The 20,578-nt window shown below is 65.7% G+C and carries 22 protein-coding genes; 11 read left to right on the plus strand and 11 right to left on the minus strand.

Annotated features, from left to right (window positions below; translation table 11 throughout):
• Positions 1-34 precede the first annotated feature (34 nt).
• Genes IPG14_RS03305 through IPG14_RS03320 form a run of 4 tightly spaced genes read right to left on the minus strand, consistent with a single transcriptional unit; the run spans position 35 to position 2,592 of the window.
• Entirely contained in the window at positions 35-790 is a 756-nt protein-coding gene (locus IPG14_RS03305; RefSeq protein ID WP_343390879.1) for an ATP-binding cassette domain-containing protein, read from the minus strand.
• The gene (gene cbiQ / locus IPG14_RS03310; RefSeq protein WP_343391047.1) at positions 787-1,581 is read right to left on the minus strand and encodes a cobalt ECF transporter T component CbiQ; all 795 of its coding nucleotides are present in this window, start codon (positions 1,579-1,581) and stop codon (positions 787-789) included. Before cbiQ ends, IPG14_RS03305 begins: the two co-directional genes overlap by 4 nt.
• The gene (locus tag IPG14_RS03315) at positions 1,578-1,907 is read right to left on the minus strand and encodes a PDGLE domain-containing protein (RefSeq protein WP_343388084.1); all 330 of its coding nucleotides are present in this window, start codon (positions 1,905-1,907) and stop codon (positions 1,578-1,580) included. Before IPG14_RS03315 ends, cbiQ begins: the two co-directional genes overlap by 4 nt.
• A 13-nt stretch (positions 1,908-1,920) precedes the next feature.
• Complete coding sequence (locus tag IPG14_RS03320; RefSeq protein WP_343390880.1) at positions 1,921-2,592, minus strand: energy-coupling factor ABC transporter permease; 672 nt, start codon at positions 2,590-2,592, stop codon at positions 1,921-1,923.
• Between the two features lie 123 nt (positions 2,593-2,715).
• Between IPG14_RS03320 and IPG14_RS03325 the strand changes: the two genes are divergently transcribed.
• From IPG14_RS03325 to IPG14_RS03335, 3 genes are read left to right on the plus strand one after another with little or no spacing between them, the layout of a single operon-like run.
• Entirely contained in the window at positions 2,716-3,579 is an 864-nt protein-coding gene (locus IPG14_RS03325) for an MBL fold metallo-hydrolase (protein WP_343390881.1), read from the plus strand.
• Positions 3,576-4,619, plus strand: a complete 1,044-nt coding sequence (locus IPG14_RS03330; RefSeq protein WP_343390882.1) for a hypothetical protein — start codon at positions 3,576-3,578, stop codon at positions 4,617-4,619. Before IPG14_RS03325 ends, IPG14_RS03330 begins: the two co-directional genes overlap by 4 nt.
• 3 nt (positions 4,620-4,622) lie before the next feature.
• Entirely contained in the window at positions 4,623-5,165 is a 543-nt protein-coding gene (locus IPG14_RS03335; protein ID WP_343390883.1) for a hypothetical protein, read from the plus strand.
• Between the two features lie 13 nt (positions 5,166-5,178).
• Here the strand turns inward: IPG14_RS03335 and IPG14_RS03340 are convergent, their stop codons facing one another.
• From IPG14_RS03340 to IPG14_RS03355, 4 genes are read right to left on the minus strand one after another with little or no spacing between them, the layout of a single operon-like run.
• Complete coding sequence (locus IPG14_RS03340; protein ID WP_343390884.1) at positions 5,179-6,015, minus strand: hypothetical protein; 837 nt, start codon at positions 6,013-6,015, stop codon at positions 5,179-5,181.
• Between the two features lie 58 nt (positions 6,016-6,073).
• Positions 6,074-6,700, minus strand: coding sequence for an SIMPL domain-containing protein (locus IPG14_RS03345; protein WP_343390885.1), 627 nt, complete (start codon positions 6,698-6,700; stop codon positions 6,074-6,076).
• A 34-nt stretch (positions 6,701-6,734) separates the two neighbouring features.
• Entirely contained in the window at positions 6,735-7,520 is a 786-nt protein-coding gene (locus IPG14_RS03350) for a zf-HC2 domain-containing protein (protein WP_343390886.1), read from the minus strand.
• A gap of 12 nt (positions 7,521-7,532) precedes the next feature.
• Positions 7,533-8,138 carry a sigma-70 family RNA polymerase sigma factor gene (locus tag IPG14_RS03355; protein WP_343388092.1) on the minus strand — a complete coding sequence of 202 codons (606 nt, stop codon included), beginning with the start codon at positions 8,136-8,138 and terminating at the stop codon, positions 7,533-7,535.
• Between the two features lie 82 nt (positions 8,139-8,220).
• On the opposite strand from IPG14_RS03355, the gene IPG14_RS03360 reads away from it, so the two are divergent.
• From IPG14_RS03360 to folP, 6 genes are read left to right on the plus strand one after another with little or no spacing between them, the layout of a single operon-like run.
• Positions 8,221-12,282 (plus strand): hypothetical protein, encoded by a 4,062-nt coding sequence (locus IPG14_RS03360; RefSeq protein ID WP_343390887.1) that lies wholly within the window; start codon positions 8,221-8,223, stop codon positions 12,280-12,282.
• Complete coding sequence (gene lepB / locus IPG14_RS03365) at positions 12,170-13,951, plus strand: signal peptidase I (RefSeq protein WP_343390888.1); 1,782 nt, start codon at positions 12,170-12,172, stop codon at positions 13,949-13,951. The genes IPG14_RS03360 and lepB overlap by 113 nt, the downstream gene beginning before the upstream one ends.
• 3 nt (positions 13,952-13,954) lie before the next feature.
• Positions 13,955-14,545, plus strand: coding sequence for a GNAT family N-acetyltransferase (locus tag IPG14_RS03370; RefSeq protein ID WP_343388094.1), 591 nt, complete (start codon positions 13,955-13,957; stop codon positions 14,543-14,545).
• A complete protein-coding gene (pyrE, locus tag IPG14_RS03375) occupies positions 14,532-15,086 on the plus strand; it encodes an orotate phosphoribosyltransferase (RefSeq protein WP_343385099.1) in 555 nt (184 codons plus the stop codon). Before IPG14_RS03370 ends, pyrE begins: the two co-directional genes overlap by 14 nt.
• A 43-nt stretch (positions 15,087-15,129) precedes the next feature.
• Positions 15,130-15,639 (plus strand): DinB family protein, encoded by a 510-nt coding sequence (locus IPG14_RS03380; RefSeq protein WP_343385100.1) that lies wholly within the window; start codon positions 15,130-15,132, stop codon positions 15,637-15,639.
• On the plus strand, positions 15,636-16,838 hold the full coding sequence (gene folP / locus IPG14_RS03385) for a dihydropteroate synthase (RefSeq protein WP_343390889.1): 1,203 nt from the start codon (positions 15,636-15,638) through the stop codon (positions 16,836-16,838). The genes IPG14_RS03380 and folP overlap by 4 nt, the downstream gene beginning before the upstream one ends.
• On the opposite strand, the gene IPG14_RS03390 is transcribed toward folP, so the two are convergent.
• Together IPG14_RS03390 and IPG14_RS03395 are read right to left on the minus strand one after the other, a co-directional pair.
• Positions 16,839-17,549 carry a hypothetical protein gene (locus IPG14_RS03390; protein ID WP_343388097.1) on the minus strand — a complete coding sequence of 237 codons (711 nt, stop codon included), beginning with the start codon at positions 17,547-17,549 and terminating at the stop codon, positions 16,839-16,841.
• Complete coding sequence (locus tag IPG14_RS03395; protein ID WP_343390890.1) at positions 17,546-18,508, minus strand: DUF2157 domain-containing protein; 963 nt, start codon at positions 18,506-18,508, stop codon at positions 17,546-17,548. The genes IPG14_RS03390 and IPG14_RS03395 overlap by 4 nt, the downstream gene beginning before the upstream one ends.
• A 139-nt stretch (positions 18,509-18,647) precedes the next feature.
• Between IPG14_RS03395 and IPG14_RS03400 the strand changes: the two genes are divergently transcribed.
• Both IPG14_RS03400 and IPG14_RS03405 read left to right on the plus strand, forming a co-directional pair.
• Positions 18,648-19,841 carry a thiolase family protein gene (locus tag IPG14_RS03400; RefSeq protein WP_343385104.1) on the plus strand — a complete coding sequence of 398 codons (1,194 nt, stop codon included), beginning with the start codon at positions 18,648-18,650 and terminating at the stop codon, positions 19,839-19,841.
• Complete coding sequence (locus tag IPG14_RS03405) at positions 19,838-20,257, plus strand: Zn-ribbon domain-containing OB-fold protein (RefSeq protein WP_343385105.1); 420 nt, start codon at positions 19,838-19,840, stop codon at positions 20,255-20,257. Before IPG14_RS03400 ends, IPG14_RS03405 begins: the two co-directional genes overlap by 4 nt.
• Positions 20,258-20,267: 10 nt before the next feature.
• On the opposite strand, the gene IPG14_RS03410 is transcribed toward IPG14_RS03405, so the two are convergent.
• On the minus strand, positions 20,268-20,459 hold the full coding sequence (locus tag IPG14_RS03410; RefSeq protein WP_343385106.1) for a hypothetical protein: 192 nt from the start codon (positions 20,457-20,459) through the stop codon (positions 20,268-20,270).
• Between the last annotated feature and the right edge of the window lie 119 nt (positions 20,460-20,578).

Genomic DNA, 20,578 nt, shown 5'->3' on the forward strand with positions numbered 1-20,578 from the left:
ACGTTCGCGGACCGTCACCCAGGGTAAGGGCGAGTTACGGTTGTTCGAGGCCGTGGGCTTCGAGCAGTGCCCTGTCGGCAAGCGTATCCACAGTGGAGCCGTCGGCAACGACCCGGCCACCATCCACGATGACGGTCCGAGGAAAGATCTCGGCCACCAGCTTCATGTCGTGGGTGCTCACGAGCATGGTTTGTTCGAGCCCGGTGAGCAGGTTGATGAGTTCCCGGCGCCCGCGAGGGTCGAGGCCGGCCGAGGGTTCGTCGAGCACGAGCACGCTTGGTGACATCGAAAGGACGGTCGCGAGCGCGGCGCGTTTGCGCTGGCCGATCGAAAGGTGGTGCGGCTGCCGCTTTTCAAAACCCGCCAGGCCAACCGATTCGAGGGCGCGAGATACGCGCGAGTCGACTTCCGCTTTCGGGAGCCCCATGTGCACCGGGCCGAAGGCGACATCGTCGTAGACGGTCGGACTAAAGAGCTGGTCATCCGGGTCCTGGAAGACGAGTCCCACCTCGGCGCGAATGCGGCCGATGTTCGCCCTGTTCACGGGCATGCCGCCGATGGCGACTGACCCGCTGGTGGGTGCGTTGATGCCGTTCAGGTGGAGCATCAGGGTGCTCTTCCCGGCGCCATTGGGGCCGATGAGCGCCACCTTTTCGCCCCGTGCGATCTTGAGCGTGATGCCCTGGAGGGCTTCGAAACCATCGGGATACGTGAAAACCAGGTCCCGTACATCGACCCACCTGTCAGCGGACGGCGAGATCGGCGATCCAGAGGTGGAATCGAGAGTCATGAATGCGGCAACCAGACCCGGGATGACACGGAGAACCCGGCGAGCAGGATGGCCCCTGCGACCAGCACGAACCACGAACCCGCGCCAAGCGGGCGCTCGTGCACATGGGCGATGTGGCCACTGTAGCCGCGGGACTGCATCGCGAGATAGACGCGTTCGCTTCGTTCGTAGGAACGGATGAAGAGCGCCCCGACCATGTTCCCGACGACTCTCGCCTGCCACCGCACACCGGGGCGCCGGGCGCCGGCAACCGTCGCCATCCGCGAAGCGCGCGCCCGCATCATGCGGTTTGCCTCGCCCGTCAGCACGGCGAGGTATCGGTACATCAGGGAGATGATCGCAACCATGAGCTTTGGCATGCGCAGCCGGGCCAGGCCCTCGAGCAGGTCATGGAAGGTCGTCGAAAACACGAGCAACGTCGCCGCCTGGACGCTGATCCAGCTCTTCAGCGTGATCGTCGCCACGATGCGGACGCCTTCTCCGCTGAGCGTCAGCGTGAACAGACCGAGGTCTACCGAACCAATCGGGTCACCGTGTTTGGTGAACAGCAGCGGAGCTGCCGCGAAGACGAACGGGAGGGCGACGAAAGACCCGCGGATCACCCGCCAGGCGCCGAGGCGGGCGAACACCGAGACCGCCATCACCAAGATCCAGGCGATGCCGAGCGCCGCGAACGACCCGACTGGGAGAAGGCTGAGCGCGAGGATGAAGCCCACCACAAGGAGGAACTTCAGGCGCGCATCAGCACGGTGGATAGCGCTTTCCCGGTGGACGTAACGGTCGAGGTTCAGGCGCTTCCGCCCCGGCGGGAATGGCGGGCCAGGGCGCCAAACCCGAAGGTGAGGACGAAAACGATGCCCACTCCGACGAGGCCGGCGAGTACCACCGAAGCACGTTCGTTGTTCACACCCGGGATGGAGTAGTCGGGCAACCACTCGTAGGGCGACTCTTCGGCCTTCTCCGAGAAGCCTTCATCGCCGGAAACACGGTCAAGGCCGTCCGGATCGGAGGAGGCGGCCGGCGCCAGGATAATGACGACGGCGCAGGCTATGACGACGCCGGCTATGACCCACCACCAGCGCTTCAGGAACGATTGGGCAGTTGTTCGCTGTGCCATTGTGTCAGTCTCCTCAGGCGCTTGCGGGCCGCGCGTCGCGTAGCTGGAGCAGGTCTGAACGGCTCGCGGCGATGAAGCTGAGCGCGCCGACCGTTATCAGTGCCTCGCCGACCCCGATGACGACATGCCAGCCCACCATCGCAACGAGGGCGGCTGCGAGTGAGGTTGTCCCGGATGCGGCGAGTTCAAACGCTGTAAGAATGGCGGCGGCGATGACCGACAGCCATGCAGCCGCGGCCGCAGCCGGTAGCCGCATCCGGCGTTCGCCACCGAGTGCGGCGGTGAGCGACCGGTAGACGTAGTAGCCACCGAACGTCCCGACGATGCCCATGTTGAAGATATTCGCCCCAAGGGCGACGAGGCCGCCATCCTGGAAGACGAGGGCCTGAACGGAAATGACACAGGCCATGACGATCGTCCCGGCGTAGGGACCAAGGAGCACGGCCGCGAGGACGCCGCCGAGCAAATGCCCCGAGGTGCCTCCGGGAATCTGGAAGTTGAACATCTGGGCGGCGAAGATAAACGCCGCCATCACGCCCATCAACGGCACGGCTCGCTCATCGAGCTGCTCACCGGCCTTGCGGAGGGAAATCCCCAGCGCCGCGACGGTCAGGATCCAGAAGACTCCGGCAACCGGGGTCGAGAAGAACCCGTCCGGTGCATGAAGCAGGAATATCGGTGCCATGTGCCCCCCAGGCCAGTCCAAACTGTCATCTCCGATTCTAGCCTAGTTGCAACGGTTTGCAACTGCGACGGACGGTGGGACCTCGGATTGCCGCCACGCTGCCCCGCTCGTATGTTCAGAGGCGTGTACACACCGGCCCGCTACGTCGTCGGCGACATGGATATCGCGGTGATCTGCGACGGCTACATCAAGCTTGATGCCGGCGCCGTGATGGGCCTCATCCCGCGAGTCATGTGGGAACCGGTCATCGGCAGGGAGAACCTCGACACGGAACACCGGATGAAGCTCTCCCTGAACTGCATGGTTGTCCGGAGCGGCCCCGACATCCTGCTCGTCGACACGGGGCTCGGAAACAAACTCCAGGGCGCGGCGCGGGAGCGAGGTTTCCCGGGCGAGAACGGCCTGCTGATGGAAGGCCTGGAGGCGCTCGGGCTCGCTCCGGAGGACATCACCGTGGTCGCGAACACGCACCTTCACGCGGACCATTGCGGCTGGAACACCATCCGCGATGCGGCCGGCGAACTGCGTCCCACCTTCCCGAATGCTCGCTACTTTATCCAGAAGGGCGAGTTCGAGGTTGCCTCTCACCCGAACGAGCGGACCAGGGGGACGTACTTCGCCGAGAACTTCCAGCCGCTCGTGAATTCGGGCCAATTGGAGCTTGTGGAGGGTGAAGCCGAGATGATTCCCGGGGCTCGTTTCTGGGCAACACCTGGCCACACCCAGGACCATGCGTCGATTGCGCTGACGTCCCGTGGGGAGACGGCACTCTACACCGGGGACCTTGTCCATCACGCCGTCCAGGTCGAGCGGCCAGCCTGGATCGCCGCGTTCGACATCCTCCCGCTCCTGTCGCTGGAATCGAAGAAGAAGCTCGCGGAGCGCGCCCTGAAGGAGAACGCTCTCCTGATTTGCGTCCACAATCCGTTTCCCGGCGTCGGGAGGCTGACGGAAAGTGGCGGGCGCCGGAAGTTCGTCGACGAATGACCAGTGCCGAATCGGTCTTTCACCTCGCCCTCCGGGACTTCCATGCCACCGCTGGCGCAACCTTCGGTCTGCACAACGGCTGGTCGTTGCCGCTCTCCTATGTCGGAGTCCCCGAGGAATATGAAGCGCTCCGCGGGCGCGCGGTGGTGTTTGACCGTTCCGACCGAAGCAGGTTCCTCATCGCCGGCACGGACGCGCTGGACGTCCTCAAGACAGTCTTTGCCGGGCATGTGGAGGAGATCGAGGAAGGCCGGGCGATGCGGACGGTATCGATCGGTGACGACGGAAACATCGCCGACCTGGTCCTGATCGCCCGGACCGGGGGGATTTCCTATTTCGTGAGCGGCGAGCCGGGCCGGCGGACCGACACGTCTGCGAGACTCCGGCGAGCCGTCGCTCCCGGCTTCGACGTTCAGATTGATGACCGGACCGAGACGACCTGTCTCCTGGGGCTCGCCGGCCCGGCGGCGACCGAGGTCGTGAACAATCACCTCTCCGAAGCCTTGCCCGCACGGCTGCAGACACTCCAATGTGCCACGTTCGAATTCCACGGGTTCCGGACGCTGGCCGTGCGGACAAGCGATACGGGAGAAGATGGATTCGAATTCGTGCTGGCGCCGGCCGTCGCCCAGCACATTCTCGAGACGCTGCGGGATGCCAGGGTCCCGCTCGCGGGCTTGCAGGCCCTGGAAATCGCCCGCGTTGAAGCGTGCATCCCCGGGTACAACCCGGACCTGGAACCCGGTCTCTCGCCTGCTGAGGCCGACCTCGACACCCTGCTCGACGTTCCTGGAGGTCGAGCGGACCGCATCCTGGCCGCCTTGTTGATCGAGGGCTCTCCGGCCCCCGTGGGGACGAGGATCTCCATCGAAGGCTCCCCGGCGGGCGAGTTGCGATCCTCGGTGCGGTCCCCTGGATTGAACGCGACCATTGGCTTTGGCATCATCGACGTCCGCCACGCGTTTCCCGGCCAGGGGACTAAGATTGGCGAATCGGGAGCGACCGTGGTCGCGAAACCTTTCTTCCGACGGAGAACGTGACTCATGGTGGATCTCGGCGCGATTGCCGCCTACGAACCGCGTTGGCCCGGCGTCAAAGAGCTCAACATCGCCGACGACTGGCGCGCTCGCTGGGTGGACGAACAGTCCCTCCCGGAGAACGCACCGGTCCACTACGCCTACGCGCTCGTCGTGATGGGGGACAAGGGATACGGGGTGCGAGAATCAGGCGGGAACCGCTGGGGAATGCTTGAGGGCGCCACGGGCGGCGTCGCCTCCGAGGCGTTCGTCACGAAGTCCGCGAAGGAGTGGATCGGGGCGACGCTCTCGCGAGTCGAACTGATCGGGTTCTTCGAATGCCGCGCGACGATGCACAACAAGCAGTTCAAACAGGGTGAACTAACAGTCCGGCCGCTCTACCTCGCGGTCGCGAAGAGCATGTCGGACGTAGCCCCGAACAAGGGTTACGAGCGGCGGCGCTTCCCGATGAACGAATATGCCGTGGCCATGCGCGGCCGGTATGCGGAGTTCCTGGACTACCTTCAGCAAGCGTTTCAGCGGTACGCCGTCATCCAGGCGAAGGGCTAGGCCAGCCAGCCCTTCAGTCGCCGTACACCGCCGCCAGCAAGTCGTAGATCTGCCTGTCGTAGAGCTTGAGCCACTCGCGGTCGCGTTTGCCGGGGCCGTCGAGCCTGAGGAAGTACGCCTGTGTTGCCTCGGCGAAGTACTCGTCGGCGTTCGTGGCGGCGTACGCCCGCCGGTACTTCCCGGCGTTGACTGCGTCCTGGTAGAACTGGCGGATATCGAAGTAGTCAGCCGGCGCAAGGGCCCATCCCTGCACCAGGTGTCCGAGCTCGTGATAGAGGATGTTGAGCCCGCCGCAGGGCCCCGCCCGATCGCCGAGCAGGTCGAGTTCGTTCACCGTTGCCACCGGGTAGTCTGCCCGGTCAGCGACCCCGCAGACGTGGCTGAAGAAGTCCTGGGTGCTTGCCGAATCGAGGCAGCGGAACTCTGGAAGGTCCAGCACCCCCTGGTCTTCGGCGGCGACGATGACGTAAGCGCCTTCTTCGGCCAGGACATCGCCGAGGTCGTTGTTGCGGAAGACGCGCTCGATGGTGACGGCCGCCTCATCCAGGGCGCTGGGGTCCACGTCGCGGTTCGCGACGATCATGATGCCGCCGACTTCCCTGCGCTGCGTGTACTCAGCGGGAAACACCCTCGGGGCGCCGGGCTCCGGCACGTGGAGGATGCCCTGGCAGACGCTGCTTTCGGGCGCCAGACGAGGCAACCCGCTTCCAGCCGCTTCGGCGCCGCCCTCCCCAGCGGGCGATGCATCCGGCGTCCGCCCCTCCTGGTTGTGCAGCACCACGACTCCAGCACCTGCAACGAGCGCGAACGCGAACAGGGGCAAGCACGCAGCGAGGACGAACCGTCTCATACAGGTAGCTTCGAGCGGGAGCGGTCGAGGGTAAACCCACCCGCTTAACCGGTTGTTTTCACCCTTTGATCGCGAAGTGCGCCGTCACGCCCACGCTCACCGTGCTCTCTCCGGCTTCGACTGGCAGGCTCTCCATGCGCATCGCTGCCGCGAGCATGCTGGGCTGCCGCTGGGTTTCGGCCGCGTTTTCCACCACACTGACCAGCTTTCCGAGTTTGACTGCCATCCCGGAGGCCAACGCCAGCGCCTTCTGGCGTGCATCGATGCAAGCACGAATCCGTGCCTGGGCGTAAAGCGGGGCCGGATCCGAAAAGTCGAAACGAAGTCCGCCCAACCGGCCGTCATCACCTGCGGCATCGAGTGCCGCATCGATGGCGGCGCCGGCCTTCTCGGTGTCGCGAAGCAGCACCCGGAGACTATTGGTGACGCGGTAACCGGAAACTCGTGGGTTACCGCTGTCCGGACGGTCGTACTCGGCCCTCACCGACAGGTTCGCAGTCTGAATGTCGCGCTGGTCAACGCCCTCGGCCTTGAGCGAGGCGATTAGTCTCGCGGCGGCCTCGGCATTCGCTGTGCGAGCGGCGGCAACGGTCGAGGCCCTCGTTTCAACGTCGATCGTCACGGCGAGAATGTCGGGTGCGGCACGAACTTCGCCTACGCCGGAGACCACGATCCCTTTTTTCATCACGAACTCCTCGGTCACAACCTCAGATCACAGTCTAGGGCCGTTGGATCCGCCGTATGACCTCGAGTGCTCCCAGGAGTGCGAGCATCGCTGCGGCGACCAGGCCGAGGCCGATCACCAGCATCCCGCGGCCACTCTCCTTCTCAGCCGAGTCGCGAGCTTCGAGCGGGTACCCGCCGGCCAGGCCGCCCTCGCCGCCGGAGTCGTCAGAAGCTCGCGACACTCCCTCGCCTGGCCCGGGCGTCGCGGCCACTGCCGAGGGTGCCACGGGCAGGGATGACACGACGGTTGCGGTGCTAAATCCACTAGAGGACACGCCGCCACCGCTGGCCGGCCCCAGTTGCGGGGCGGTGGACTCGGGGGCTGCGTACTTGTTGCTCGAGGAATCTGTTGCGTCGCCGCCGGCCGCATCCTGAATCTCGATGGACGCTGCGGTCGCACCGTCCCGTCCGCCGTTGGAACCACCAGAATCGAACGCCGCGAACGCCACTACCGCGGCGAAGGCCGCCAGGGAAAGGCCCGCGCCCGCCCGGACCAGCCCGAGGTAGGGGACGGCGGCGCGTCCGGCGTTCGGTCCGGGCTTCGCAGCTGCGGCCATCGCCGGCGTCAGCCTGAACGAACGCGGCAGGGCTGCTTCCGGCAGGCTACCGGCGAGTGCTTTCCACTCCCGGGCATCCGCAACCGCGGACGCACAGGCTCCGCAGCCGGCCAGGTGGGCCTCGAAACGCCGCACTTCGGGCGGAAGGAGCTCTCCATCGACAAATGCCGAGGCGTTTCGCCCATACCACGAGTGCCGCTGCAAGACGTCTACGATGCGCATGTCATTGTGCTCTCAATCATCCGAACGTCCCCGGCGGCCGAAAAGTTCCGGCCGTTCCAGGAGGATGCCGCGGAGACGTTCGCGGCCCCGGTGGATGCGCGACTTCACCGTCCCGACATTCGTGCCGGTGATACGGGCGATCTCCTCATAGTGGTAGCCATGGACATCCGAAAGCACGATCGCCTGGCGTTGCTCGAACTGGAGGCTCATCAGCGCGGACTGGATTCCTTCGCCGACCGCTATCCGTTCGAGGTATTCCGGTGCCCCCTCCGACGGATCGGGCGCATCGAACGGATGGTCGTCATCGATGCCGTGGCTCGCGAGGGATTCCGAGGGACGGCGGCTACGGCGGCGCAGTTCGTCCTTGCACTCATTCGCGGCGATCCGGAACAACCAGCTTCGAAAACTGCCCCCTTCGAAGCGCGAAAGAGAGCGGTACGCCGACAGGAATGCCTCCTGCGCGGCGTCCTCGGCAGCACCGCGGTCTCCTATCAGGCGCGCGCAAAGGTTGAAGACGGGACCTTGATACCGCTCAACCAGACTGTTGAATGCGTGAAGGCTGCCGTCCTTTGATAAAGAGACCAGGTGCTCGTCCGCGGGTTCGAGCGCATCGGTCATGCCCGGCCGAGGTTAGGTCAATCGGCTGTAAAGGGCGACCGGTTCGAATCCCGAGGTCCGCCGGGGAGGCTATGGTACCCTGATGACGATGGACAATGGCGAAGGTCGCCCGCTCGATGAGGCCGAGTCGGGACAGGATGACCCACAGGGCTGGTACTTCGATCTGCCCGGGGGCGCCTGGGAGCGGCAAGAAGAAAAGAACCGCACGCTGCGGCAGCGCGTGCTCGGAAACATCCAGGAAGACGCGGAAAAGGCGAAGGGCGACCCCTTCGGAAAGAAATTTGAGCTGAAGCCCCAACCAGAGGCCGCTTTCGAACTGAAGCGCCCGGAGCCAGAAGCCAAGAAGGGCCGCGGCCTGTTTGGGTTCGCCAAGAAGCAGAAGCAAAGCGACGGCGCCGCCGAGATCCCGGCGACCCGCCGATATGACTCCGCATCCCCGGTCGAACACGACGAGGACGAGGAGTGGAGCACCGAACCGTCGCTGAAGCTTTCGCCGTTCCCGCGGGCTGAAAGCCACGGGACCGAAGCCAGCTGGGGAGAGCCAGACGGCGGTTGGAACCTCGCATCGCCGGCCACCCCCGCCGGGGACGATGCCCATGAAGCACCCCTCGAGACGGCGGAAGAGGACTTTGCCACGACCATGCGCCCCTGGGCGCACCAGGCTGACCACGAAGACGAATCCCAGGACGGCGTGGCGCCTTTTTCGGCGATTGAATCCATCGAAGCGGAGAGCCACGACGGACAACTCGCAGAAATCGAAGAAGAAGACTTCGCAACACGCATCCGCTCCTGGGCACACCGCGATGAGTCGGCCAAGGACGAATCCACCGGCGACGACCTCGGCGCACCCGCATGGGAACCGGCCGAAACCGAAACCGTGCCGGATTGGGAAACGCCGGCTTTCGCGCCCGTGGCCCGCGTGGAAGGCTGGGACGAAGGCGAAGCGCTGCGCTCCGGCCCGGCATCCGAAGAGGAGCGAGAGCCTGCGAACGCGGCGACCGCATGGGATCTGCAGAATGACGCAGCCGAGGCCGAAGCACCGGAGCTCATGCTCGACGAAGAACCGGAGTCACCTCAGCCTCTCGTGCTGCGTCCGCGCGCCCATGCCGACGGCGAAAAGCGCCTCGACTGGAACTTCGGTCCTGCCGCGTGGGGAGACTCACCAGCCGGCCCAGGTGAACCGGCGGCAGCGGCGTATGAAGCCGACATTGAGGACTCGGCCCTCAGCTCGATGAAGAAGTGGGCCCAGCGCGGCCGCGAAGACGGGCACCCGCACTTCACCACCGTCCACCACGAAACCGAGGAGATCGACGACGACATCGCCCCTGCGCCGATCCCGCTTCGCCCGCGCCACCAGGAAGACGAACCGCACACCATCGCACGCGAATCTGCGGTGACAGAGACCAACGTCGACCCCGGCGCACTCCCGACTATCCCGCTGGTGTTGCGCTCCCGGACGGAACCTCCGGCCGAAGCTCCGGTTCGCGACGCCTCTGCCGGGCCGAGCAAGTGGGACGACTTCTTCAACATTGCGCCCGAAGGCGAAGCGGACGGCGAGACAAGCGAAGCCAGCCCAACAGGGGAGGGCATCGCTGCCATGCGCGCATGGGCACAGAAGCGCGCCGAGCCGGAGGCACCCGAGAAGATACCGGACGAGTTCCTCAAGCCGTTCGATTGGGAACTCCAGGAGGACGAACCCGAAGCGTCTTCGTCGGCGGCCGTCCCGGCCGAATTCCTCAAGCCGTTCGACTGGGAAGCCGGCGAATCCGCGAGCGAGACGGACGAAGCCTCCCCATCGGAAGCCTGGGAGGAAGCCGACGCCGAGGCCCTGGTACCCGAGTCTCAAGCGGTTCGGGCGGTGTTCGAATCGGATGAACCGGCGGACTCCACGTTCGACTTCCCGTCTGAGGCCGCCCCAGCCCCAGAAGCGGCCGGAGGTCCCTTCGAAGAAGATGATGACCCGCTCGCCGGGCTCTTCGAACATGCCCGGGCTGCAGCACCGGCGCCGGCCGGGAAGAAGAAAGGCCGACTCGGCCGCCTGTTCGGCCGTAGCAAGAAGGAAGAGGCCGAACAGCCGGCGTTGCTCGATACGGACGAGCCCGGTGATTGGATCCTCCCGAGCGAGGATGCCGAGGATGCCGATGTCCGCGTCGTCGCGGAGAAGGACTGGGACGAACACGGTGGCACGTTCGCTGCCCCCGACGCCCAACCGGCAACGAGCGCCGGGTGGGGCGCCTCGCGAAGCGAAGGCTGGCTGAGTTCCGACTCCGACGCCTTGAGTGAGTTCGCGACGAACATCAGCGCGAGCGAGTCCCCCGCCGGACCAGAAGCAGCAGATCCCGAGATTGCAGCTGCCGGACTGGCCGATGAAGTGACGACATGGGCAACGGCAGGTCTGGCCGCCGCGGAGGCTGAAGACGCCGACCAAGCGGACGCCGAATTCGCATGGGGATCCGGTGCGACTGCTCCGGCCCCTGGAGTTGGGCCCGACCCGGCGTCCGCATGGTCCGCTGGCGTGATCGAGGACCTGCCCGACGACCAGGACACGTGGAGCCCTGAACCGGTCAACGAGACCCCGTACTTCGCCAGGTTGACTGCGTCGACTGCTGACTGGGAAGCCACTGAGGTCGCACCGGACGGACTCGACAGCGCGGCGCACGACGCCGACGCATGGGATCCGGTTGAACCCGAGATTCCCGTCGAGGCCGTCGCCTCCGTCGATGCCGTTGTGGAGGAGCCAGTCGCTGGGAAGGCCTGGTGGGAACAGCCCGCCGCCGAGGAAGTCCCGAGTTTGTGGTGGGGAGCTCCCGTCGAGGCCGTTGCCTCCGTCGATGCGGTCGTGGAAGAGCCCGTAACTGACAAGGCGTGGTGGGAACAGCCCGCCGCCGAGGAAGTCCCCGAGACGCCCGTCGAAGCCGTTGCCTCCGTCGATGCGGTCGTCGAAGAGCCGGTCGCTGACAAGCCCTGGTGGGAGCAGCCCGCCGTCGAGGAAGTCCCCGAGACTCCGGTCGAGGCCGTTGCCTCCGTCGATGCCGTCGCAGAAGAGTCAGTCACTGACAAGGCATGGTGGGAACAGCCCGCCGCCGAGGAAGTCCCCGAAGCTCCCGTCGAGGCCGTCGCCTCTGTCGATGCGGTCGTGGAAGAGCCGGTCGCTGACAAGCCGTGGTGGGAACAGCCCGCCGCCGAGGAAGTCCCCGAGGCTTCCGTCGAGGCCGTTGCCTCCGTCGATGCCGTTGTGGAGGAGCCAGTCGCTGAGAAGGCCTGGTGGGACCAGCCCGCTGTCGAGGAAGTCGTCGAGACTCCGGTCGAGGCCGTTGCCTCCGTCGATGCGGTCGCAGAAGAGCCGGTCGCTGACAAGCCATGGTGGGAACGGCCCGCCGCCGACGACGTCGCCGAGACTCCCGTCGAAGCCTTCGCCTCCGTCGATGCGGTCGTCGAAGAGCCCGTCGCTGACAAGGCATGGTGGGAACAGCCCGCCGTCGAGGAAGTCCCCGAGGCTTCCGTCGAGGCCGTTGCCTCCGTCGATGCGGTCGTCGAAGAGCCGGTCGCTGACAAGCCATGGTGGGACCAGCCCGCCGTCGAGGAAGTCCCCGAGACTTCCGTCGAAGCCGTCGCCTCCGTCGACGCGGTCGTGGAAGAGCCCGTGGCTGACAAGCCATGGTGGGAACAGCCCGCCGTCGAGGAAGTCCCCGAGACTCCCGTCGAAGCCGTTGCCTCCGTCGATGCGGTCGTGGAAGAGCCCGTGGCTGACAAGCCATGGTGGGAACGGCCCGCCGCCGACGACGTCGCCGAGACTCCCGTCGAAGCCTTCGCCTCCGTCGATGCGGTCGTGGAAGAGCCGGTCGCTGAAAAGCCCTGGTGGGAGCAGCCCGCCGGCGAGGAATCTCCCGAAGCTCCCGTCGAGGCCGTCGCCTCCGTCGATGCGGTCGTGGAAGAGCCGGTCGCTGACAAGCCATGGTGGGACCAGCCCGCCGTCGAGGAAGCCCCCGAGACTCCCGTCGAGGCCGTTGCCTCTGTCGACGCGGTCGGAAGTGCCGGCCGCTGGAAATCCCTGGTGGGAGCAGCCCGCCGCCGAGGAAGCCCCCGAAGCTCCCGTCGAGGCCGTTGCCTCTGTCGATGCGGTCGCGGAAGAGCCGGTCGCTGAAAAGCCCTGGTGGGAGCAGCCCGCCGTCGAGGAAGTCGTCGAGACTCCGGTCGAGGCCGTTGCCTCCGTCGATGCGGTCGCAGAAGAGCCGGTCGCTGAAAAGGCCTGGTGGGAACAGCCCGCCGTCGAGCAAGTCCCCGAGACTCCCGTCGAAGCCGTCGCCTCTGTCGATGCGGTTGTCGAGGAGCCAGTCGCTGAGAAGCCCTGGTGGGAACAGCCTGCCGTCGAGGAAGTCCCCGAGACTCCCGTCGAAGCGGTTGCCTCCGTCGATGCGGTCGTGGAAGAGCCGGTGGCGAAAGCGACATCTGCATTCGATACGGGCGCTGACGACGACGACCCGTGGGCGGACTTTGTCAGCGCCCCCGGCCCGTCCGAGCCAACGTCACCGACACCTCCCCCTCCCACCCTGAACGCGGGCTGGAGCACGCCGGAGCCGGCTGCCGCGCGCGACGAGGACATGTGGGCGCATATCGCCGCTTCCGCGGAAGAAGCCGCCCGGGCCGATGAAGAAGAGATCGACCTGGCAGCGAGCCTCGAAAACCAGATGGCGGCGGCGCGCTCCCAGACTTCCGACTGGGGAACGCAGGTCGACGACATCGAGCAGTGGGAGGCCGCGCCGGTGGCGCCGCGCCCGAGCCAGTTCGTAGCAGAAGAGGAAGAGGACGTCATCCTCGCCGCCTTCGAACGCCACGCTGCGACCCCGGACCAGCCCGCCGCCCCGCGCGAGAGTGACGCGGTCTTCGCCGAACTTCTCGGCGACGAGGCCGCCGATATCGTCGCCGAGGCCCTCGATGACGATGCTGGCAGGCAGTCATTCATCCGCATGAGCGCATGGGCGCCTCAGCGCAGCAGCCAGTCGTTCGACGGTGGCTGGGGCCCCCAGCAGGAAGTCGAAGAGACTCTCGGTTCGGCGGCGCATGTCCCAACTTTCGGCGGCAGCGACGGCGCGGGCTTCGCACCCCCGTCGTGGGCAATGGACGAACTCGAGGCCGAGGAAGCCCCCGCGCCGCGCGGGCACCACAAGACCAAGACCTGGATCCGGGAGATCGTCGAGACGAGCCTCCTTGCTCTCCTGGTGTTCCTTTCCGTCCGTGCCAGCTTCCAGAACTTCAAGGTCGAAGGTTCGTCCATGAACCCGACCCTCGAAGACGGTCAGTTCCTCATCGTGAATAAGCTGGTGTACTCGGAAGTCGACATGGAGAAGCTGAGCAGCTTCATCCCGTTTGTCGATGCCGGGAGCGACCCCAAGAAGAATGTCTTCCACGGACCGGAGCGCGGCGACATTGTCGTCCTCATCGACCCGCGCGACACCAACACGGACCTGATCAAACGAGTCATCGGCCTCCCCGGCGAGACCATCGAAATCGTCGACGGCAAGGTCTACATCAACGACTTGCTACTCGAAGAGCCGTACATCACCGCGACGTGGCATGACACCAAACCGAAGGTCGTCATCCCTCCCGGCGAGTACTTCGTGATGGGCGACAACCGCGAGAACAGCCTCGATAGCCGGAGTTCCCAGGTCGGCCTGGTCCCGAAGGACCTGATCATCGGCAAAGCGATGGTCTCCTACTGGCCAAGCTCGAAGTTTGGGTTCGCCCCGAACGAGGAGGGCAAGCTGACCGAGGCGAAACCCGTCCTCACCACGCAACGCGTCGACGACGACTAGCACGTGCTCACCCGGTTGCTCAGCAGATCGGAAATCCCGCTCATCTGGACAATCGACCGCAGCGAGCACATAGAGAAATCCTACCGGCTCCAGGACGGCGTGCTCGTCCTGGAGCCGCGTTCCATCGAAGCGAAGGGCTGGCCGGGCGGGGAACCAGAAGCCGATACGCCGATCTTCTACAGGTGCTTCGATGCAGGCGGAGCGTTTTACGGGACGTTTGATGGCGCGAAGCTCGCCGGCATCGCGATTGTCGACCCCGCGCCCGTCACTTCGTTGCCCACGCTCGTCCAGTTCAGATTCCTCCACGTGGACAGGGCGTACCGGAAACTTGGCCTGGGCTCCGCGCTGTTCGCCTCGGCTGCCGAGGCGGCGCGGCGGTTCGGAGCCAGCGGCCTGTACATCTCGGCAACTCCCACCGAAAACACCGTGAACTTCTATCGCCACCTGGGATGCACTGTCCTCGGCCTGCCAGACCCGGAGTTGTTCGCCCTCGAACCCGACGACATCCATCTGCAGTGGCTCGCTGATACGCCTGGCACGCCTGTTTCGCACGCTGCCGAACAGCTACATTCAGATCTCGATGAGCAATCTTGAAGCAGTCCTCCAGGAGCGCGGGGCTATCCTTCGCGGCCACTTCCAGTTCGCCAGCGGACGTCACGGCGATACGTACATCGAGAAATTCCGGATCCTTCAATGGCCCGACATCACCGGGCAGATGTGCGCCCTGATCGCGGACCACTTTCGCGGGGTCCCGAACCTCGTCGCGGGCCCGACAACCGGGGGAATCATCCTCGCCTACGAAACGGCGCGTCACCTCGGCCTCGCCAGCTTCATCGCCGAACGGAGAGAAGACGGTCCTGGGCGAGAGTTCCGTCGGGGGTTCGAGATCGGGCCCGGGCACAGAGTCCTCATCGTCGACGACGTGCTGACTACCGGCGGCAGCGTCCGGGAGGTCATCGACGCAGTCCGCGCGCGCGGCGCGGAAGTCGTGGGTGTCGGCATGCTCGTAGACCGGACCGGGGGGAAAGTGGATTTCGGCGTTCCGTTTTTCGCCTGCATCCCGATCGATGTCGTTTCCTGGACTCCCGAGGAGTGCCCTCTTTGCGAGAAGGGCGTGGAGCTGAAAGTCACCTGAACCCTGGCCGATTCCGCTTGAGGGGTGCCGTACAATCCCCGTCATGCGATACGTTCGCCAGGCCGGAAGTGATCCCGCTTTCCTCCTGAAGGCCCTCGGAGAGGCCGGGGGCGAACTCCAACGCGCGTTCTACGGCATCCCCGAACGGGAACTGCAGCGTGAGGCCGGCGCACCCGATGAGGGCTGGAGCCTTCTCGCCATCCCCTACCACGTCAGGGAAGTCGAGCGCGGCGTGCAAGCACAGCTGGAGACGATTCTCGCATCACGCCACGCCGGGATCCGGAACGTGGACCTGGATGACATCCCTTTCCGCGAGGACTACATCGAAGAGGATGTCGAAGAGCTCCTGGAAGAGTTCCACTACCTCCGCCGCCGCAGCACCTACCTCCTCTGGGACATCGATGACCGCGACTGGGAGCGGACCGGCGAACACCCCTACCGCGGGCCGGTTTCCGTCCTTCAGATCGCCCGCGAGATGTACCAGCACGACCTCGAACATCTCTGGCAGGCGCGCCGGATGATGGACGCGCTCGCGGCGAGAGCGGCGCGTTGATCCCGTCGCTCCGTATCGCACCCCCCGGCGCTGCCCATCTCGCCGCCGATCCCGACGCTCCCCACACGGCCTGGTTCGAAGGCGCTCGCGAGCAGTTGCAGGTGGCCACGAGCGTCGTGGGGCTGGGCATCGACCTCACCGGGGCACAGGCACGCGTGGTCGCCAGCCGGAGCCAGCTCGCGATGCTGGCCCAGGCACTAGGCGAGGCCGGTTCGCCGCATGCGGCCGCCTTGCGGGATTACCTGGAGCCGGTGCGAAGCTGGAAACTGCGCACACGGTCGCTCCCTTTGGACGGGCCGCTGATCATGGGCATTCTGAACCTGACAGTCGACTCGTTCTCCGGCGATGGGGTCGGTCGAGACATCGACGCCGCGATAAGACGCGCCGGCGAACTGCGCTCCTCGGGGGCGGACATCATCGACATCGGCGCCGAAAGCGCTCGGGCGGACCGTCCAGCGCTCGACGAAGCCACTGAGGTTGATCTGGCCGCCGGTGCTGTCGCAAAGCTGGTGGCGGAAGGCCACCTGGTCTCGATCGACACCTACAAACCCGCGGTCGCGAGAGCCGCACTCGCCGCGGGCGCCGAACTGGTGAACGACATCAGCGGAATGACGCTGACCACCGGTGCGGCCGAAGCGGCTGGCCGGAGTGGGGCTGGCTATGTGCTGAACTACAGCTACTCGGTGCCGAAGCGCCGGCCGGACTCGCCGCCGTCTTATGAAGACGTAGTTGTCGAGACGGTGGCGTGGATGGAACGGAGGCTGGCCATCCTGGCGGCTGCCGGGCTCGCCCGGCAGTCAATCGCGATCGACCCGGGCATCGCCTTCGGCAAGAGTCACGACGAGGATATCCAGTCGATTCGCCGCATCGGGGAACTCGGCACCTTTGGTTTGCCGGTACTGCTCGCGCATTCGAGGAAGAACTTCATCGGGAGTGTAAACGGCCGGCCACCCGCCGAACGGGACCTGGAGACCCACGTCGCCAGCGCCCTCGCCTACGCGCAGGGCGTCCGCATCTTCCGCGTCCACGATCCGGCGGGTGCGCGGCGAGCGCTGGCTATGGCTGCCGCGCTCATAACGGGAGAACCGGGTCAGTTCGCGCCCGACGGGACCAGCTGGCCCTGGCGCGCGGGGGCCAGCGCTGCGCATATGACGAATGCTGAGCCGGACAAGGCGGCACCTGCCGGCCAGCGCTGGTAGTTATTGCGGGTTCGGCGGCTGCACCTCGGCGGCGATTCGCCAGGCGACCGAGCCACTTCCCGCGTTCTTCGTGAGCGTGCCCCGAACGGCGCCATCACGGGAGACCACCCAGATCTCGGGTCCTTCGGCCCGGCGCGGAAAGTACTGCAACGCGAGCCAGCGGGAATCGGGCGACCAGAGCAGCACCCGCGGCGGGTTGTATTCCGGGCTATCGAAGTCGGCGATCTCGGTGCGTTGGCCATCGACGATGACCGAGAGCCTCCCTTCCTCGTCGGTCGACGCGAACGCGCCATCTGGAGCGTAGGCGCCGCCATAGAGTCCACCCGGAAACACCTTCCCGCCGGTGGTGTCGATCAGTTTGCCGGTATCGGTCAGGACTCCGGTTACGAGGTCGACTCGCCAGAGGACGCCCCCGCGCTGGTCGTAGCGCACGATGCCCGCGGACAGGTCGTCGAGCCAGTAGACGGCGGCACCGGAGTAGGACTCGGGGATGCACGCAAGCCGCGTTTCGCCCTCGCCGGAGGCGGCGGCACGGACGAAGCAGAAGTCCTGGTCCACGTAGAGGATCTGTCCGGGGATTTCCGGCCGCGGATTGTCCTGGAGTGAAGGGGGCGAAGGGTTGTGGCGGCCGAAAGCGAACACGACCAGCGCCACGGCGATGAGCAATGCCAGCCCGCCGAGCACTGCCGCGACGTAGAGACGCGTCTTCATGCTGTCTTGTGGCCCTGGGATTCCCGACGGTAGATGGCGAGCAAGAAGACCCCGGCGACGAGGATACCTCCGCTGATCATCATCGCCACGGGAGCACCGAGACGCTCCGAGAAGTGACGAAGGATGAAGTTGATGAGCACGAAGAAGGCGCCGCCGACACCCACCAGGACCACGAGAAAGGAGGCTCGCAGCACGCCGTAGGCGATGACCGCAGCCGCCATTGCGCCGGCCAGCAACTCAAAGGCTATCGCGCCCCGGTCCACGCCTGCCTCGAACGGGCCCATGATGGCGAGCCCCGAAAACAGGACCCGGGTGGCGAGAAGCGGCGTCAGCCAACGCGCTTCGGCCAGCGCAATCGCCACCACGGCGATGGCGAAGATCGTCATGCCGGCGAATGCCTGGCTGAAGTCGTCGGGCCAGTTGCCCACCGCCTGACCGAGAAAGACTGTCGACCCGGCGATCGCGAAGACCTGGGGATACGTTGGACTGACCACCCAGAGAATGACGGCCAGGGCGAAAGTGGCACCCGCGATTGCGAGCAGGGCGCCAGGGTCCCCGGGATCGCCGAGACCGAGGTCATATTCATTGATGGTGACGGCCGCGAAGCCGGCAAAGAGACCGACGGTGGCCATCCAGGCAGCCTGGCCACCGCGCTGAAGCTGCGGCTCGCCGCCGGCGTGCAGGGCTGCGCCCACTCCCAGGAGCAGGAGCGTTGGCACGCCGATCGCGGCGAGCCGCGCCCACGACTCCAGGTCTTCCCATTGCTGGACGAAGAGCGAGAAGACACCGACGCTCAGGACGACGACACCGAGATACAGCAGCGCTTCGAGGACGCCCGGCCGTTCCGCTGCTTCCGACTTCGGCTGGCCTCGCTCGAAGATGCGGATGGTCTCTGCCGTCTCGGGTTTGAGGATGCCGGCTTCGAGCCATCGCTGAAGGTGCTCTTCGATCTGTCCCATGCCGCAACGGTAGCGCTTCGCACCTGCCGCTGGTAGTCCGAATCGACCCATCTGGCGGGGCGAACGGACCAAGTCATGCAGGAAGACTGTCGAAATCCGGAAGTCGTGCCCGCTATACTGCCCGGCCAGGAGCGTCGCTATGTCATTACGAGGGAAGGCCGCGATCGCCGGCATCGGAGAGTTCCGGCCGAGCAGGTACACCGAAGGCGCCACGACGCTGGGGATGCTGGCCGAAGTCGGCATGCAGGCCGTCGCGGACGCAGGGCTGGAGATGAAGGACATCGACGGCCTCGTCACCGAAAGTTTCGCTGAATCGCCGATGTTTGCGCCGGCCACCATGGTCGAGTACCTGGGCATCGATGCGAAGTTCGCCGAAGTGGTCGACCACGGCGGCGCGACCGGGGCAGCCATGGTCTTGCGCGCGGCGATGGCCATCAGTTCTGGACTGTGTGACCGAGTGCTGTGCGTGACGGCCGCGCGGCGCGAGCGCCGCAGCAACAGTGGCGAGCGGAGTTCGGCCAGCACCGGTTGGGCCGGACGCCGTACCGACCGCACACCCTACTCGGAGTTCGAAGTCCCGTACGGGGCCATCGGCGCGAACTACGGCTATGCGATGATCGCTCAACGGTACATGTACGAGTACGGGGTGAAGCCCGAGCAGCTCGCCGAAATCGCGGTCGCCCAGCGTTACAACGCCTGCCACAACCCGGAGGCCATCTTCTTCGGCCAACCGATTACGGTGGAGGATGTGCTCAACTCGCCGGTCGTCGTCGACCCGCTCCACATGCTGGAGATCGTGATGCCGGTAGCGGGAGCAGCCGCGCTGGTGGTCACCGGCGCCCGCACCGCGCGCAAGCTGAAACACGACCCGGTGTACGTGCTCGGCGCCGGCGAACACACCACACATCGAAGCATTACCTACGCCCCGAGCCTGACCCACAGCCCGATCACGGCGGCGGCGGATGCAGCCTTCAAGATGGCCGGCGTGCGACGGAAAGACATCGATATCGCCAGCATCTACGACTGCTACACGATCACCGTGCTCGTCTCGCTCGAAGATGCCGGGTTCGCGAAGAAGGGACGGGGCGGCAAGTTCGTGGAAGAACACAACCTGCGCTTCGACGGTGACTTCCCCCTGAATCCCCACGGCGGCCAGCTCTCGTTTGGCCAGGCGGGCCTTGCCGGTGGCATGTCGCATGTCACCGAGGCTGCGCGCCAGCTGATGGGCCGAGCCAAAGGCCGTCAGGTCAAGAAGCCGGACTTCGCGTTCGTGAACGGCAACGGCGGCATCATGAGCGAGCAGGTCTCGCTCATCCTCGGGAGGGACCGATGAACGACGAAGCAATGCCGTACCGCAAACCGCTCCCCGAGCCAGGCCCGGCGTCGCAGCCGTTCTGGGCCGGCCTTCGCGAACACAAACTCAAGCTCCAACGTTCGAAGAAAACTGGGAAGGTGATCTATTACCCTCGCCTGGTTTCGCCTTACGGCCCGAAGGACGAACTCGAATGGGTGGAGTGTTCGGGGAAGGGCACCGTCTACTCGTTCACGATTGCCCGGCGCCCGACTGCGCCGCAATGGAACGATGACGGTGACTACGCTATCGCGATCGTGGAGCTCGATGAAGGGGCGCGGCTAACGGCGAACATCCTCAACTGCCCGCCAGAGGCGGTGAACATCGGCATGAAGGTCAAAGCGCACTTCCAGGACGTGACGGCAGAAGTCACCCTGCTCCAGTTCGAACCGGCCTGAACAGGCCGAGTCAGGCCGCTTTCCTAGTTGGAGCGGGCCCGGATTCCCGCAGGGCGATGAGTTCCGCCCGGATGCGGAGGAGTATCGGCGAGACAAGGTTGGACGCTGCCGGCCCTCGCATGGCGTCGATCAGCCGGATCGCTTCCTCGATCGCGGTTTCGTAACCGTTCAGCCAGGCTGTTGCGTCGGCGGATGCGTCCATCGAGAGACTCCAGGGTGTAGTAGTTGGTTACTTGGTTATTCGGCTATTCCTCCCCGAGAGCGTAGCGATCGTTCGAAGCAGGCTCACGACACCGAACTGCCACTCAATCGTCCGTCAGT

This window comes from Candidatus Amarobacter glycogenicus (assembly GCF_016704105.1).
Classification (GTDB): Bacteria; Chloroflexota; Dehalococcoidia; order Tepidiformales; family Tepidiformaceae; genus Amarobacter; species Amarobacter glycogenicus.

What these genes read in the sequence shown, in the direction of transcription:
- IPG14_RS03380 (WP_343385100.1), top strand. Translation starts at nt 15,130, where the DNA reads ATGCGATACGTTCGCCAGGCCGGAAGTGATCCCGCTTTCCTCCTGAAG.
- IPG14_RS03315 (WP_343388084.1), bottom strand. Translation starts at nt 1,907, where the DNA reads ATGGCACAGCGAACAACTGCCCAATCGTTCCTGAAGCGCTGGTGGTGG.
- IPG14_RS03320 (WP_343390880.1), bottom strand. Translation starts at nt 2,592, where the DNA reads ATGGCACCGATATTCCTGCTTCATGCACCGGACGGGTTCTTCTCGACC.
- IPG14_RS03335 (WP_343390883.1), top strand. Translation starts at nt 4,623, where the DNA reads ATGGTGGATCTCGGCGCGATTGCCGCCTACGAACCGCGTTGGCCCGGC.
- IPG14_RS03410 (WP_343385106.1), bottom strand. Translation starts at nt 20,459, where the DNA reads ATGGACGCATCCGCCGACGCAACAGCCTGGCTGAACGGTTACGAAACC.
- IPG14_RS03400 (WP_343385104.1), top strand. Translation starts at nt 18,648, where the DNA reads ATGTCATTACGAGGGAAGGCCGCGATCGCCGGCATCGGAGAGTTCCGG.
- IPG14_RS03390 (WP_343388097.1), bottom strand. Translation starts at nt 17,549, where the DNA reads ATGAAGACGCGTCTCTACGTCGCGGCAGTGCTCGGCGGGCTGGCATTG.
- IPG14_RS03305 (WP_343390879.1), bottom strand. Translation starts at nt 790, where the DNA reads ATGACTCTCGATTCCACCTCTGGATCGCCGATCTCGCCGTCCGCTGAC.
- IPG14_RS03350 (WP_343390886.1), bottom strand. Translation starts at nt 7,520, where the DNA reads ATGCGCATCGTAGACGTCTTGCAGCGGCACTCGTGGTATGGGCGAAAC.
- IPG14_RS03405 (WP_343385105.1), top strand. Translation starts at nt 19,838, where the DNA reads ATGAACGACGAAGCAATGCCGTACCGCAAACCGCTCCCCGAGCCAGGC.
- pyrE (WP_343385099.1), top strand. Translation starts at nt 14,532, where the DNA reads ATGAGCAATCTTGAAGCAGTCCTCCAGGAGCGCGGGGCTATCCTTCGC.
- IPG14_RS03340 (WP_343390884.1), bottom strand. Translation starts at nt 6,015, where the DNA reads ATGAGACGGTTCGTCCTCGCTGCGTGCTTGCCCCTGTTCGCGTTCGCG.
- IPG14_RS03395 (WP_343390890.1), bottom strand. Translation starts at nt 18,508, where the DNA reads ATGGGACAGATCGAAGAGCACCTTCAGCGATGGCTCGAAGCCGGCATC.
- IPG14_RS03330 (WP_343390882.1), top strand. Translation starts at nt 3,576, where the DNA reads ATGACCAGTGCCGAATCGGTCTTTCACCTCGCCCTCCGGGACTTCCAT.
- IPG14_RS03360 (WP_343390887.1), top strand. Translation starts at nt 8,221, where the DNA reads ATGACGATGGACAATGGCGAAGGTCGCCCGCTCGATGAGGCCGAGTCG.
- IPG14_RS03355 (WP_343388092.1), bottom strand. Translation starts at nt 8,138, where the DNA reads ATGACCGATGCGCTCGAACCCGCGGACGAGCACCTGGTCTCTTTATCA.
- IPG14_RS03345 (WP_343390885.1), bottom strand. Translation starts at nt 6,700, where the DNA reads ATGAAAAAAGGGATCGTGGTCTCCGGCGTAGGCGAAGTTCGTGCCGCA.